We start from the raw sequence: 14,351 nt of genomic DNA, 5'->3' as shown, positions 1-14,351 counted from the left end.
CTCAGCCCTGGTCGGCCCGGCGGCTGGACACCTCGTGCACCAGCGCGACCACCCGGGTCAGCACCTCCGGGTCGGTCTCCGGCAGCACCCCGTGGCCGAGGTTGAACACGTGCCCGGGGGCCGCCTTGCCCTGCTCCAGGATCCGGCGCACCTCGGCCTCGACCACCGGCCACGGCGCGAGCAGCACGGTCGGGTCCAGGTTGCCCTGCACCGCCTTGTCCGGGCCGATCCGACCGGTGGCCACGTCCAGCGGGGTACGCCAGTCGACGCCGACCACGTCCGCGCCGGCCTCGCCCATCGCGCCGAGCAGCTCGGCGGTGCCCACCCCGAAGTGGATGCGCGGCACACCGGCGCTGGCCAGCCCGCTCAGCACGGCGGTCGAGTGCGGCAGCACGAAACGGCGGTAGTCGGCCTCGGAGAGGGCACCCGCCCACGAGTCGAAGAGCTGCACGGCCGACACGCCCGCGTCGATCTGCACCCGCAGGAAGGCCAGTGTCACCTCGGCCAGCCGGCCGCAGAGCGCGTGCCACAGGTCCGGGTCGCCGTACATCAGGGCCTTGGTCTTCGCGTGGGTGCGCGACGGACCACCCTCGACCAGGTAGCTGGCCAGGGTGAACGGCGCGCCGGCGAAACCGATCAGCGGGGTGTCGCCCAACTCGACCACCAACTGCCGGACGGCCTCGTCGACGTACGACACGTCCTCGCGGGTGATCAGGCGGATCCGCTGCACGTCGGCGGCGCTGCGGATCGGCTCGGCGACGACCGGGCCGGTGCCCGGCACGATGTCCAGGTCGACCCCGGCGGCGGCCACCGGCACCACGATGTCGCTGAACAGGATCGCCGCGTCCACGCCGTGCCGACGCACCGGCTGGAGGGTGATCTCGGTGACCAGGTCCGGACGGCGGCACGACTCCAGCATCGGCACTGTCGCCCGGATCTCCCGGTACTCCGGAAGGGAGCGGCCGGCCTGGCGCATGAACCAGACCGGGGTGTGCGGCCCCGGTTGGCGTCGGCAGGCCCTGATGAAGGGCGAGTCGGCCGGTCCGCCGGGGCGGGATTCTCCGTCTCGGGCGACAGTGCCCGTGGTGTCCGTGGTCATCGCCGCAATCGTGCCACGCCCACCACCGGAAACCGGGTGGGGGTGAGAGGAAGGGCACCGTTCCTTACCCCCGGTGCCCTTCATGAGCGTCGGCGCGCCGTCGAAGCGGGCGACGGACGGCGGCATAGGCTGCCGACATGGCCCCCCCGATCGCGCTCCCGGAAGCGTTCGCCCGCGCGGTCGCCGGGCTGCGATCGGCGACGCCCCGCCCGGAGATCACTCTTGAGGAGGTCGGGGCGCCCCAACGACTCGCCCCGTACGCGTTCGCGCTCGCCGCGACGGTGCTGCGCGACGGCGACGAGGTGGCGACCGGGCGGCTGATCCTGCTGCACGACCCGGCCGGGCACGAGGCGTGGCAGGGCACCCTGCGGTTGGTCACCTACGTGACCGCCGAGTTGGAGGTCGACCTGGCCGCCGACCCGTTGCTGCCCGGGGTCGGCTGGACGTGGCTGACCGACGCGTTGGACGCCCAGGACGCCGGCCACCGGGCTATCGGTGGCACCGTCACGCAGACCATGTCGACCCGGTTCGGCGACCTCGCCGGCCCGCCGACCGTCGGTGACATCGAGATCCGCGCCTCCTGGACGCCGGTCGACGACGACCTCACCGCGCACCTGCTCGGCTGGTGCGCCCTCCTGGCCGACACCGCCGGCCTCCCCCCACCCGGTGTGACTGCCCTGTCCGACCGCCGCCCCGCCGGCGCCGCCTAGCTCCTCCCGCCCCCTCCTTGGGGGTCGATCATGGAGTTGTGGTGGGTGGATTACCCCTCGGCGCGGCTTTTGTGAGGCACCACAACACCATGATCGACCGCGCCGGGGCGGGTGCGCTCGTACATCCTTTGGACACGTGATCGACACACGCCGGACCGGCTGCACCCGCTCGATCTCCACGCGCACTAGGGTTGGCAGGTGACCGACGAACCACCCCTGCGCCGTCGGCCCGCCGAAGACCTTCCGGGAAACGCACCCGAGCACCCGCCGTCGGCCCCGCCGCAGCTGGTGGGCGAGGGCGCCGACCCGGCCGACGGTGGGCCCGTTCCGCTGACCGCCCCGCGTGACGGCACTCCCGAACCGGTGGCCACCCCGGCCGAGCTCGCCGAGGTGGTGGCCCGCTTCGCGGCCGGCACCGGCCCGGTCGCCCTGGACGCCGAGCGGGCCTCCGGTTACCGCTACAGCCAACGCGCGTACCTGGTGCAGCTCCGCCGCGCCGGTGCGGGCACCGCGCTGATCGACCCGCTGCCGTTGCCGGACCTCAGCACGCTGGACGCCGCGATCGGCGAGGCCGAGTGGGTGCTCCACGCGGCCAGCCAGGACCTGCCCTGCCTGGCCGAGGTGGGGCTGCGCCCACGCCGGCTGTTCGACACCGAGCTGGCCGCCCGGCTGGCCGGGTTCGAGCGGGTCGGGCTGGCCGCGCTCACCGAGCAGTTGCTCGGGTTCACGCTGGAGAAGCACCATTCGGCCGCCGATTGGTCGAGCCGGCCGCTGCCCGAGTCGTGGTTGACGTACGCCGCTCTCGACGTGGAGCTGCTCACCGATCTACGCGACGCTCTCGACGCCGAGTTGACCCGGCAGGGCAAGTCGGCCTGGGCCGCGGAGGAGTTCGCCGCGCTGGTCCGCACCGGGGCGCGCCCGCCGCGGGTGCGCGCGGAGCCGTGGCGGCGTACGTCCGGCATCCACCGACTGCGCGGGGCGCGGGCCCAGGCCCGGGTGCGTTCGATGTGGTACGCCCGGGACCAGATCGCGGCCCGGCGGGATGCCGCCCCCGGTCGGGTGTTGCCCGACTCGGCGATCATCGCCGCCGCCGAATTGGATCCGAAGGACGAGAAGACCCTGCTGACCCTGCCCGGTTTCGGCGGGCGGTCGGTGCGGCGGCTGGCCCGCACCTGGCTCGCCGCTCTCGACGACGCCCGGCAGCTCGCGGAGGATTTACTGCCGGTCTCCCCCACCGTCGAGGGCCCGCCCCCACCGCACCGGTGGGCCGAGCGGGACCCGGTGGCCGCCGGGCGACTGGCCCGGTGCCGGGAGGTGGTCATTCGCATCGCCGGCGAGCACAACCTGCCGCCGGAAAACCTGATCACGCCGGATTCGGTTCGCCGGTTGGCCTGGACCCCGCCGGAGGAGATGACCGAGGCGTCGGTGGCGGAGACCCTGCGCGGTCTCAACGCCCGGGAGTGGCAGATCGGTCTGCTCGTCCGTGACCTGACCGAGGCCCTGGACCCCACCCCGTAGGGGGCGCGGGCTCCAGCGGGTCGCGGTGTGGGGTGGGCCACAGCGGGGGGCCGGGACGGGTTGGTTACTGGCGAGTAGCATTCGGGGGAACGTGCCCGTGTTGGCCGACCCTCGTTCAGTCCGGAGCGCCGCCCCAGCGGCGCGGGGGCCGATTGGTGGTCGAGAAGGAGGCTCAAGTGCCCCGTGAAGTTCGGGATGTCGTTTTCGTCGACGGCGTCCGTACCCCGTTCGGCAAGGCGGGTGGCATGTACGCCAACACCCGCGCCGACGACCTGGTGATCCGCTGCATCCGTGAGCTGCTGCGGCGCAACCCGCAGCTGCCCCCGGAGCGCGTCGAGGAGGTCGCCGTCGCGGCCACCACCCAGATCGGCGACCAGGGCCTCACCATCGGCCGCACCGCAGCGCTACTGGCCGGCCTGCCCAAGACCGTTCCCGGCTTCGCCATCGACCGCATGTGCGCCGGAGCGATGACGGCGGTGACCACTGTGGCCAGCGGCATCGCGATGGGCGCGTACGACGTCGCCATCGCCGGGGGCGTCGAGCACATGGGCCGTCACCCGATGGGTGAGGGTGTCGACCCCAACCCGCGCATCATCGCGGAGAAGCTGGTCGACCCGTCCGCGCTGGTCATGGGCGCCACCGCGGAGAACCTGCACGACCTGGTCCCGCACATCACCAAGGCACGCACCGACGCGTTCGCGCTCGCCTCGCAGCAGAAGACCGCCAAGGCGTACGCCAACGGCAAGCTCCAGGACGACCTGGTGCCGATGTCGATCCGCGACGCGGAGGGCGGCTGGGGCCTGGCCACCGTGGACGAGGCCCCGCGGGACACCTCGCTTGCGAAGCTCGGCACCCTCAAGACCCCGTTCCGCCCGCACGGCAAGGTGACCGCTGGCAACGCCGCCGGCCTGAACGACGGCGCCACCGCGAGCCTGCTCGCCGACGAGGCCACCGCCCGCGAACTGGGGCTGCCGATCGCCATGCGGCTGGTGTCGTTCGGGTTCGTCGGGGTGGAGCCGGAAGTGATGGGTGTCGGCCCGATCCCGTCCACCGAGAAGGCGCTCCGTCTCGCCGGGCTCACCATCGACGACATCGGCCTGTTCGAGTTGAACGAGGCGTTCGCCGTGCAGGTGCTCGCGTTCCTCGACCACTTCGGCATCGCCGACGACGACGCGCGGGTCAACCGGTGGGGCGGCGCGATCGCCATCGGTCACCCCCTCGCCTCCTCCGGCGTGCGGCTGATGACGCAGTTGGCCCGCCAGTTCGCCGAGCACCCCGAGGTCCGCTACGGCCTCACCGCGATGTGCATCGGCATCGGCATGGGCGGCACTGTCATCTGGGAGAACCCGAACTGGGAAGGTGGCGACAAGTGAGCGCGAGGAGTGAGCCGGGCCTGCGAGCCCCGCAGTCGCGAACCGAAGATGGCACTGTGAAGGCACCGAACGAGGTCGTCACCCGGGCGCTGCTGCGTCAGGTGAACGTGCCCGGCCTGGACCGGCCCGCTGCCCTGATCACCCTGGACAACGGCTTCGACCACACCAAGCCGAACACCTTCGGCCCCGGCGGGTTGGCCAGCCTCGACGAGGCGATCACCGCCGCGCTCGCCGCCGACCCGGCGTTCATCGCGGTGACCGGCAAGCCGTACATCTTCTGTGTGGGCGCGGACATCGTCGGCCTGCCGCAGCTGGCCGACCGGGAGCAGGCGCTGGAGATCGGTCGGCTCGGCCACCGGGTCTTCGCCCGGCTCAAGGACAGCACCGTGCCCACGTTCGCGTTCGTCAACGGCGCGGCGATGGGCGGCGGCCTGGAGTTGGCCCTGCACTGCCACTACCGGACGCTGTCCGGTGGGGCTGCGGCGCTGGCCCTGCCCGAGGTCTCCCTCGGCCTGGTGCCGGGCTGGGGCGGCACGCAGCTGCTGCCGAACCTGATCGGCATCCCCGCCGCCACTCAGGTGATCATCCAGAACCCGCTGATGCAGAACAAGATGCTCAAGCCGAAGCAGGCCGCCGAGCTGGGCATCGCGGACATCCTGTTGGAGCCGGCCGACTTCCTGGAGCGGTCTCTCGAATGGGCCGCCGCGGTGGTCCGGGGTCAGGTCACGGTGACCCGGCCGGAGGTCGACAAGGACATGTGGGCGGGCGTGCTCTACTTCGCCCGGGAGACCCTCAACCAGCGGTTGCACGGCGCGGTTCCGGCCGCGTACAAGGCTCTGGACCTGCTGGAGACGGCCAAGGACGGCGACTTCGCCGCCGGCACCGCCGCCGAGGACGAGGCCCTCGCGGACCTGGTCTTCTCCGAGGAGCTGCGCAGCGGCCTGTACGCGTTCGACCTGGTGCAGCGGCGGGCCAAGCGGCCGGCCGGCGCGCCGGACAAGGGCCTCGCCCGCACGATCACCAAGGTCGGCATCGTCGGCGCGGGCCTGATGGCCAGCCAGTTGGCGCTGCTGTTCGCCCGCCGCCTCCAGGTGCCGGTGGTGATGACCGACCTCGACCAGTCCCGGGTGGACAAGGGCGTCGGCTACGTGCACACCCAGATCGAGAAGGCCGTCACCAAGGGCCGGATGGACAAGAACACCGCCGCCAAGCTGTACGGGCTGGTCAGCGGCTCGGTCGACAAGGCCGCCTTCGCGGACGCCGACTTCGTCATCGAGGCGGTTTTCGAGGACCTGGGCGTCAAGAAGCAGGTCTGGGCCGAGTTGGAGAAGATCGTCTCCCCGGAGGCGGTGCTGGCCACCAACACCAGCTCGCTGTCGATCACGGAGATGGCCGCCGAGCTGGAGCACCCGGAGCGGGTGGTCGGCTTCCACTTCTTCAACCCGGTGGCGGTGCTGCCGCTGTTGGAGATCGTCCGGGGTGAGCGCACCGACGACGTCACCCTCGCGACCGCGTTCGCGGTGGGCAAGCAGCTCAAGAAGTCGAGCGTGCTGGTGAAGGACGCTCCGGCGTTCGTGGTGAACCGCCTGCTCACCCGGTTCCTGGGCACCGTCTTCGCCGCCGTCGACCAGGGCACCCCGCTGGACGTGGCGAACAGCGCCCTGGACCCGCTGGGTCTGCCGATGCGCCCGCTCGCTCTGCTCCAGCTGGTCGGGCCGGCCGTCGCGTACCACGTGGGCGGCACCCTGCACGCCGCGTACCCGGACCGGTTCGGGGTCAGCGAGAACCTCAAGCGGATCGCCGACTCGGGGCAGCCGATCGTGGTCGACGACCAGGTCAACGACGAGGTGGCCAAGCTGCTCGTCGTCGGTGACCAGCCGTTGACCGCCGAGCAGGTACGACAGAACGCGCTGGACGCGCTCGCCCAGGAGATCCGGCTGATGCTGGACGAGGGTGTGGTCGCCGAGGCGCAGGACATCGACCTGTGCATGATTCTGGGCGCCGGTTGGCCGTTCCATCTGGGTGGTGTGACGCCGTACCTGGACCGCACCGGCACGTCCGAGCGGGTCACCGGTCAGCGGTTCCTGCCGCGCGGGGCGGCGAGCCTGCCGGCCTGACGATCGCCGTACCACCGGTCGCGGTGGTCGGACCGTCCAATCCGGGCGGGCCGGCCACCGCGACCGTTTGTGATCAATCACGGCTGCGGGTGCCTCCAGCAGGGACAACACCGTGTTCCTCAGCGGGTTAGGATCACGCGCTTTTGCACCCCCATCTTGGAGCTGACTGAATGTCCCAGCCGCCGGCCAGTCCCTACGGCCCGCCGCACGATTCCTCCAATCCGCCGCAGCAGCCGGGCCAGCAGCCCGGTGGTTGGCCGCCCCCGCAGCAGCAGGGTTTCCCGCCCGCGCAGCCGGGTCAGCAGCCGTACGGCGACCCCCACCAGTTCGCGGGCCCGCCGCCGGCTAAGAAGAAGTCGAACGTCGGCAAGATCGTCCTGATCGTGCTGGCCGTGCTGCTGGTGTGCTGCCTCGGCGGAGCGGTGGCCATCTGGTTCACGGTCAAGGACGACGTGGGCGAGGTCGTCGACGCCACCAAGACCCGGCTCGTCGCGCCGGCCACCCTCGCCGGCCGGCCGAAGATCACGGAGCCGGAGTTGCAGGCGGCCGCCGACCAGATGATCACCGAGATGAAGGCGGAGGTGCAGAACGAGACCAGCACCGTCGGCGCCTTCTACGGCGACCCCGACAAGCAGGACCTCGTGATGATCGTTGGGGCTTCCGGCCTGTTGACGGACCCGAAGAAGGAGTTGGACGACGCAATCAACGGGCTCTCCACCGAGCTGACGCTGACCAACCTGGCGACCGTCGATCCTGGTCCGCTCGGCGGTGACGCGAAGTGCGGCGACGGCAAGGCCGAGAGCGTGCCGCTGGGGGTCTGCGTGTGGGCCGACCGGGGCAGCCTGGGCATGGTGGTCATCTACTACAAGACCGCCGAGCAGACGAAGGCCGAGTTCGTCACGATCCGGGGCCAGGTCGAGCAGCGTTCCTGACCGTCCACGACCGAGGCCCCGACCACCCGAGGGTGGCCGGGGCCTCGTGCTCTACACCGACGATCAGGCCGAGTCGTGGCCCTGCGCCGCGGCCCGTGCCGCCGCGGCCGCCGCCCGCTCGGCCTTGTTACCGAGTACGCAGAACTCGTTGCCCTCCGGGTCGGCGAGCACCACCCACCCGCCACCGGTCGGGCTGACCCGGTCGTCCACGAGGGTCGCGCCGATGCCGAGCAGCCGGTCGACCTCCTCGGCCCGGGTACGGTCGGCGGGTTGCAGGTCGAGGTGCAGGCGGTTCTTCACCGTCTTGCCCTCGGGCACCGCGATGAACAGCACCTCCGGGCCGCCCGGCGGCAGGAGCATCGCCTCCGGGTCGCCGGGGAAGTCGTCGGGCTGCCGGGGGCAGTCGAAGACCTGCGCCCAGAAGCCGGCGAGGGCGTACGTGTCGTGGCAGTCGATGCTGATGTTGTGAATGATCGAACTCACTGGTGGTCCTCCACAGTGGTGGTGGCGACACGTTCCCCGGCGCTGCGGAGCACGCAGCGCCCGACGAGCACCGCCGACCGGAAGCCGGCCAGGGTGTACGTGTCGTGGCAGTCGAAACTGATGGTGCGGATCCGTGGATACACGGGTGGTCCATCCATCGTCGGATGGGGACGCTCCGCCGCCCGGGGTCAGCCTGCGAAGACCCGGGGTGCGGAGCCCTGACTGGTGGACATCGACGCACCCCCCTTCACTCTCCGAGCTGACCCGGTGATCTTGCCATCGGCTGGACGCCGCCCGCAACCCCGATCAGCCTGCTGTCGACACCGACCCGGACACCGCCGGGGCGTCCGCCGACGGCAGGGTGACGGTCACCTCCAGACCACCCCCGGGCTGCGCGATCACCCGTACCGTCCCGCCGTGCGCCGTGCAGACCGCCCGGACGATGGACAGACCCAGCCCGGAGCCGCGGGCACCGGTGCGTTCCCGGCCACCGCGCCGGAACGGCTCGAACAGCCCCGGCACGTCGGCCTGGTCCACCTCGAAGCCCGTGTTGCCCACCACCAACCAGGACCGGACGCCGTCGGTGCCGGTCCGCACCCAGAGCCGGCCGTGCAGGTGGTTGTAGCGGACCGCGTTCTCGATGAGGTTCCCGGCCAGCCGGTCGAGCAACCCCGGATCACCGACGACCGGCGCGGACTCCAGTGACGTCTGCACCCGCAGGCCGATCCGTTCCACCTCGCGGCGCATCGCCGACAACGCGTTGACGGTGCCGGCGGCGAGGTCACACTCGGTCCGCCGACCCAGTTGCCGCCCGGCCTGCGCCTCGCTGCGGGCCAGCACCAGCAGCGCGTCCACCAGGCCGTTGGCTCGTTCCGAGGCGTCCCGGACCACTGTCGCCATCCGACGGTACTCGGCGGCGTCCGCGTCGTCGTCGCTGAGCGTCACGTCGATCTCGGTCCGCATCACGGCGAGCGGGGTACGCAGCTCGTGCGAGGCGTTCGCCACGAAACGTTTCTGCGCCTCGAAGGCGGACGCGATCCGGTCCAACATGGCGTCGAACGTCTTGGCCAGCTCGGCCACCTCGTCGTCGGCGCCGGAGTAGCCGATCCGCTGGTCCAGTGTCGCCTCACCGAGCCGCTGCGCGGTCGCGGTGACCTGGTGCAACGGGCGCAGCGCCCGACCGGCCACGGCGTACGCGCCGGCCACCCCGACGACGCTCACCGCCAACAGCGCGACCAGGCCCTTCGCCAGCAGCTCCCCGGAGGCGGCGTCGACCAGTTGCCGCTGCCACTGGGCGGCGTCCATCGACGTCCCGTCGGCGAGCACCACCGTCGTGCCGGGCAGCAACTCGTCGGTGGGGCGCAGCGCGTCCCGGACCAGCAGCCACGCCAGCAGCACCAGGATCGCCCCCGCGCCGACCAGCAGCACCCCGTTGAGCAGTGTCAGCCGCAGTCGCAGCGTGGGCCGCAACCGGCGGCTCACAGTGCGCCCTCGATTCTCGACTGCGGGGCTCGCAGACCCGGCTCACTCCTCGCGCTCATGCGCTCACCTCGGCGGTGCGGTAACCCGCGCCGACCACCGTCTCGATCAGCGGTGGGTCCCCGAGTTTCTTGCGCAGCGTCATCACCGTGACCCGGACGATCGTAGTGAACGGGTCGGTGTTGGCGTCCCACACCCGTTCCAGCAGCTCCTCGCTGGAGACCACCGCGCCGCGGGCCTTGAGCAGCTCGCTGAGCACCCCGAACTCCTTGTTGGTGAGGTCGACGGGCACGCCGGCGCGGGTGGCCACCCGCCGGGCCGGGTCGAGCACCAGGTCGGCCAGTTCGAGCACCGGCGGCGCGGCCGGGGTGGCCCGCCGGCCCAACGCCTGCACCCGGGCGACCAACTCGTCGAAGGCGAACGGTTTGGGCAGGTAGTCGTCCGCACCGAGCTGCAACCCCTCCACCCGGTCCGCCACCGTGCCACTCGCGGTGAGCATCAGCACCCGGGTCAGCGCGCCGGAGGCGGCCAGGTCGGCGCAGATCTGGTCACCGTGCACGCCCGGCAGGTCGCGGTCGAGCACCACCACGTCGTACCGCGTGACGAACGCCGCCTCGTGGCCGGCGTCGCCGTCGTACGCCACGTCGACGGCCATCCCCCGCTTGCGCAACCCGCGCGCGATCGCGTCGGCGAGGTTGCGCTCGTCCTCGACCACCAGTACCCGCATCCCGGCCTCCTCGCTGCTGACCACCGACAACCTAGTGCCGGCCGGCAACCATCGTCCCTCGCCGCACGCGCCGGTCGGCGTTGCGGGCCCGGCCGGCGTACGCGATGCTGTCCGCCGGCACCGAGCGACGGACGGACCTGCAATGACCATCGCGGCACCACCCACCCGCCGGGACATCGCCTACCGGGGTTTCCACCGGTCGACCGACGGCGCGCTCGACAGCGACGAGGGCGGTGTCGACGGGCGGAGCACCTGGACGTCACCTCCGGTGCCGGTGGGCTTCACCGTCGCCGAGGTGGTGCCGTCCTGGACCGCCGACACTCCCGACGGCACGTGGATCGAGGTCGAGCTGCGCGGCTGGCACGACGACGCCCCCGCCACCGAGTGGTACCGGCTGGCCCGCTGGGCGGCCGACGACCGGGCGGTACGACGCACCTCGTTACCTGGGCAGCGCGACGGCTACGCGGCCGTCGACACCGACACCCTGATCGTGAACGGGGCGACCGTCACCGGCTGGCAGGCGCGGGTGATCCTGTGCCGACCGGCCGGCAGCCCGAGCGGCCCGATGCTGCGCAGCTTCGGCGCTGTCGCCACCGGCCCCGCGCTGACCGGCCCGACCGACGCGCCGGCGCCCGCCTCGTCCACTGCCCGTGGGCGGGTGCTGGACGTCCCCCGCTATTCGCAGCGGCTGCACGCCGGCCAGTACCCGCAGTGGGGCGGGGGCGGCGACTCCTGGTGCAGCCCCACCTGCACCTCGATGGTGCTCGCCTACTGGGGCCTCGGGCCGACGGAGGAGCATTACGCCTGGGTGGAGCCGCCCGGCCCGCGCCCGGTGGTGGTGCACGCCGCCCGGCACTGCTACGACCACGCGTACGCCGGGGCCGGCAACTGGCCGTTCAACACCGCGTACGCCGGTCGGTTCGGGGTGGACGCGTTCGTCACCCGGCTCCGGTCGCTGGCCGAGGCGGAGGCGTTCGTCGCGGCCGGCATCCCGCTGATCGTGTCCGCCGCGTTCCGCGCCGACGAGGTGCCGGGGCTCCCCTACGACACCAAGGGGCACCTGATGGTGCTGGTCGGCTTCACCGCCGACGGCGACCCGGTGCTCAACGATCCGTACGCCCCGGACGACGACGCGGTCCGCCGTACCGTGCCCCGGCAGCCGTTCGAGGCGGTCTGGCAGCGCGGCAGTGGCGGCGTGGCGTACGTGCTGCGACCCCCGTCGGTGCCGCTGCCCCCGCCGCCGCCTCAGGCGAACTGGTAGTCAGCGGCGCAACTGCCACAGCCGGTAGGTGTCGGGGGTCACGCACAGCAGGTGGAAGTCGACCACCTGACACTCCCCGGTGGCATCGCGCACCGCGTCGAGGACGCGTACCGTCCCGGCTCGCATGTCCACCTCACCGACGACCACCCCGCCGTCGGGGTGCTTGCGGATGGCCGTCAGCGGATCGCCCTGATCCCGCCGGTACAGCTCCCACTGACCCAGGACGGCCACCTCCTGCCCGGTGAGCGCGTCCAGCACGACGAAGCGCTCCGGCGAGGCCCCGCCGCTCAACACGTTGGCCAGCAGCCGGTCCTCGACCCCCCACGCCCACCCCCAACGATTGCTGCTCCAGCGCACCTCGCCGGTGGCCCGGTCGAGAGCCTGCAGTTGGTTGGCACCGGTGCGCAGACACAGGACGGGGCCGCAGTTCATCGCGAAGTCGACTGTCACGTTGGGGCGGATCCAGCGCCGGTCGAGCTGGTCCAGGCCGTACGCGGTGACGGTGCCCGAGCCTCGGTCGATGACCAGCAGGAGGTCGTCCAGCACCTCCAGTCCGAATCGCCCGCCGTCGTCCGGTAGCAGGTCGGCGCGCGCCAGCACCGCACCGGTGGTCGCGTCGCGTACCTCGACCGGCCCGTCCGGCGGGTTGAGGATCAGCCGATCCAGCCCGCGCTCAGTCTCGCGCGGGATGATTCCGGCGGTGGTGGCGGGCAACTGCCAGCGGACGGTGCCGCAGCAGGGGTCGACCACCCGCAGCACGCTCGGCTCGCTCTCGCCGCCGGAGCGCAGCAGCAGGTTGCCGTCGACCAGCCTGTCGGCGCTCCCCGGTTGCTGCCACCGGTACGCGCCGGTGGCCCGGTCCACCGCGATGGTCGTCATGTCCCGGCCCTGCGGGCCGATCTCGTAGCCGGTGAGGATCAGCAGCTCGCCCAGCGGGAAGACCCCCCAGTACCGGGCCTCCGCCGACAGCGGCGCCTGCCAGGCCGGCTCGCCGCCGGGCAGTCGATACGCCGCCAGGCGTCGCTGTTGCGGATTGGACGTGCTGGTCGGTTCGATGACCACGGCGAGGTCACCGTCGACGAGCACGTCGGCGCCGGACCGCACCGGCAGCGTCACCACGGTCCGCCGGGGCGGCGGCGCGCCGGCGGCGGCGAGGGTGAGCAGCGCGAGCAGCGCGACCAGCGCGGCGCGCAGTTGCCGACCATTCGCGCGGGGTGGGCGGGGCAACGGGTCCGGGTCCGGGCCGTGCCGCAGCACACCGAGGTCGATCACCGAGTCGCTCACCGGGTCAACCGCCACAGCGCGGTGGTGCCGTCGAGGCGCTGACAGAGCAGCATCGGCAACGCCGCCTGACAGCTGCCGGCGATGCCCGGCAACACGTCGACGATCCGCGTCCGACGGGCGACGAGATCCAACTCGGCGACGACCCTCCGGCCGTCGTCACCCGACCGCGTCCCGACCAGGGGGCCGCCCGGGCCGACCACCTGCATCAGAGCCCACCCACCCAACTCGGTACGCACCTGACCGGTCGCCGCATCCCACACCTCGTACCCTCGGCCGGGTTTGGCCATCAGCAACTGACCGTGCCGGACGTCCGCCACATTGTCCGGACCGGAGTCCGACCACCGTACGACGCCGGTGGCCGGATCGAGCACCTGGAGGCCACCGGTCTGCGGCACCGCGCAGAGCAGGCCGGCGCAGCTGACCACGTAGGAGATCAACGGCACCTCCGCCGTCCACAGTGGCTTCAACTCGGTCAGCCCGTAGCCCACCAGCCGGGTGCTGCCGGGTGGGACGACCAGCAGCAGGTCGTCGACGACCTGCACCCGCTGGTACGCCTCCCGGTCACCGGGCAGCGTGTCGACGCTGCGCAGCAGGCGGCCCGTGCCGACGTCGTACACCTGCACCTCGCCGGTCGGCAGGAGCAGCACGAACCCGTCGACCCGGCCTTCCCGAAGGTGGTAGGAGGGATTGGCGGCCGGGGGAATCGGCACCGACCAGAGCACCCGGCCGGTGTCGGGCTCGATCCGGTTCAGCGTGCCCGACCCGTCGTCCCGGACGTCGGTCAGCAGCAGACCGTCGTCGGCGGTCGGTTGGGGCGCGCCGGGAAGCTGCCACCGTCGCTCGCCCGAATCGATGTCGAAAGCGATGGTCTGGAACACCCGGCCCGGAGCGTCGACAGTCATCGCCAGCACCAGCCCCCGCTCGACCCGGACGTCGAGGAAGTCACCGAGGCGGGCCAGCGGGGCCTGCCACCGTCGGCGCACACCGGCGCCGCTCGGGGACGGCTGGGCGTACGCGGTGAGGAACCGGTCCCCCTCGGGTGCCGGCGGGTCGACCACGAAGACGCTGTCCCCGCCGAGGTAGGCGGTTGCGGTCCGCAACGCCGGCACCACGCTCACCGCCCGCTGCGGCTGCGGTGCCGCGGCGCTCAGCACCACCAGGGCGAGGACGAGCACCACCGCGCTGCGCAGGGGTCGGCCGGCGGCGCTCGGTCGGCGAGCCGCAGGCGTCGACGCGGGCTCGTCCCGAACCTCGCCCAGCTCGATGATCGACAACGATCGTCCTTCCGTCACCGCTGGTCACCGTCCGGCAAACCGGCCGTGTGTGCACCGGGCCGGCAAAAGCGACGGAACCGCGCCTGTACGATGG

General features: G+C 72.3%; 13 protein-coding genes. 6 read left to right on the top strand and 7 right to left on the bottom strand.

What is annotated here, in order from left to right; all coding sequences use genetic code 11:
- Position 1: 1 nt before the first annotated feature.
- Entirely contained in the window at positions 2 to 1,099 is a 1,098-nt protein-coding gene (gene hemE, locus O7631_RS13280; RefSeq protein ID WP_278144491.1) for a uroporphyrinogen decarboxylase, read from the bottom strand.
- Between the two features lie 137 nt (positions 1,100 to 1,236).
- Here hemE and O7631_RS13275 point away from each other — a divergent pair, with 137 nt between their 5' ends.
- From O7631_RS13275 to O7631_RS13255, 5 genes are all read left to right on the top strand, one after another.
- Positions 1,237 to 1,809 (top strand): DUF3000 domain-containing protein, encoded by a 573-nt coding sequence (locus tag O7631_RS13275; RefSeq protein WP_088990845.1) that lies wholly within the window; start codon positions 1,237 to 1,239, stop codon positions 1,807 to 1,809.
- A 198-nt stretch (positions 1,810 to 2,007) separates the two neighbouring features.
- Entirely contained in the window at positions 2,008 to 3,327 is a 1,320-nt protein-coding gene (locus O7631_RS13270; protein ID WP_278144490.1) for a ribonuclease D, read from the top strand.
- Positions 3,328 to 3,503: 176 nt separating this feature from the next.
- Positions 3,504 to 4,700 carry a thiolase family protein gene (locus O7631_RS13265; RefSeq protein ID WP_278144489.1) on the top strand — a complete coding sequence of 399 codons (1,197 nt, stop codon included), beginning with the start codon at positions 3,504 to 3,506 and terminating at the stop codon, positions 4,698 to 4,700.
- Between the two features lie 20 nt (positions 4,701 to 4,720).
- A complete protein-coding gene (locus tag O7631_RS13260; RefSeq protein WP_278147927.1) occupies positions 4,721 to 6,817 on the top strand; it encodes a 3-hydroxyacyl-CoA dehydrogenase NAD-binding domain-containing protein in 2,097 nt (698 codons plus the stop codon).
- Between the two features lie 170 nt (positions 6,818 to 6,987).
- A complete protein-coding gene (locus O7631_RS13255; RefSeq protein WP_278144488.1) occupies positions 6,988 to 7,749 on the top strand; it encodes a hypothetical protein in 762 nt (253 codons plus the stop codon).
- A 63-nt stretch (positions 7,750 to 7,812) separates the two neighbouring features.
- Here the strand turns inward: O7631_RS13255 and O7631_RS13250 are convergent, their stop codons facing one another.
- From O7631_RS13250 to O7631_RS13235, 4 genes are all read right to left on the bottom strand, one after another.
- The gene (locus O7631_RS13250; protein WP_278144487.1) at positions 7,813 to 8,232 is read right to left on the bottom strand and encodes a VOC family protein; all 420 of its coding nucleotides are present in this window, start codon (positions 8,230 to 8,232) and stop codon (positions 7,813 to 7,815) included.
- A complete protein-coding gene (locus O7631_RS13245; protein WP_278144486.1) occupies positions 8,229 to 8,390 on the bottom strand; it encodes a hypothetical protein in 162 nt (53 codons plus the stop codon). The genes O7631_RS13250 and O7631_RS13245 overlap by 4 nt, the downstream gene beginning before the upstream one ends.
- 148 nt (positions 8,391 to 8,538) lie before the next feature.
- Entirely contained in the window at positions 8,539 to 9,714 is a 1,176-nt protein-coding gene (locus tag O7631_RS13240) for a HAMP domain-containing sensor histidine kinase (RefSeq protein ID WP_278144485.1), read from the bottom strand.
- 55 nt (positions 9,715 to 9,769) lie between these two features.
- Entirely contained in the window at positions 9,770 to 10,438 is a 669-nt protein-coding gene (locus O7631_RS13235; protein WP_139586209.1) for a response regulator transcription factor, read from the bottom strand.
- Between the two features lie 142 nt (positions 10,439 to 10,580).
- Between O7631_RS13235 and O7631_RS13230 the strand changes: the two genes are divergently transcribed.
- Positions 10,581 to 11,699 (top strand): peptidase C39 family protein, encoded by a 1,119-nt coding sequence (locus O7631_RS13230; protein ID WP_278144484.1) that lies wholly within the window; start codon positions 10,581 to 10,583, stop codon positions 11,697 to 11,699.
- Here O7631_RS13230 and O7631_RS13225 read toward each other — a convergent pair whose 3' ends face one another.
- Together O7631_RS13225 and O7631_RS13220 are read right to left on the bottom strand one after the other, a co-directional pair.
- A complete protein-coding gene (locus O7631_RS13225; RefSeq protein WP_278144483.1) occupies positions 11,700 to 12,983 on the bottom strand; it encodes a PQQ-binding-like beta-propeller repeat protein in 1,284 nt (427 codons plus the stop codon).
- On the bottom strand, positions 12,980 to 14,275 hold the full coding sequence (locus O7631_RS13220; protein ID WP_278144482.1) for a PQQ-binding-like beta-propeller repeat protein: 1,296 nt from the start codon (positions 14,273 to 14,275) through the stop codon (positions 12,980 to 12,982). Before O7631_RS13220 ends, O7631_RS13225 begins: the two co-directional genes overlap by 4 nt.
- Positions 14,276 to 14,351: the final 76 nt, after the last annotated feature.

It is taken from the genome of Micromonospora sp. WMMD967, assembly GCF_029626165.1.
Taxonomy (GTDB): domain Bacteria; phylum Actinomycetota; class Actinomycetes; order Mycobacteriales; family Micromonosporaceae; genus Micromonospora; species Micromonospora taraxaci.
Note: the sequence above shows the minus strand (reverse complement) of the source record. Positions and strands in the feature narration are given on the sequence as shown.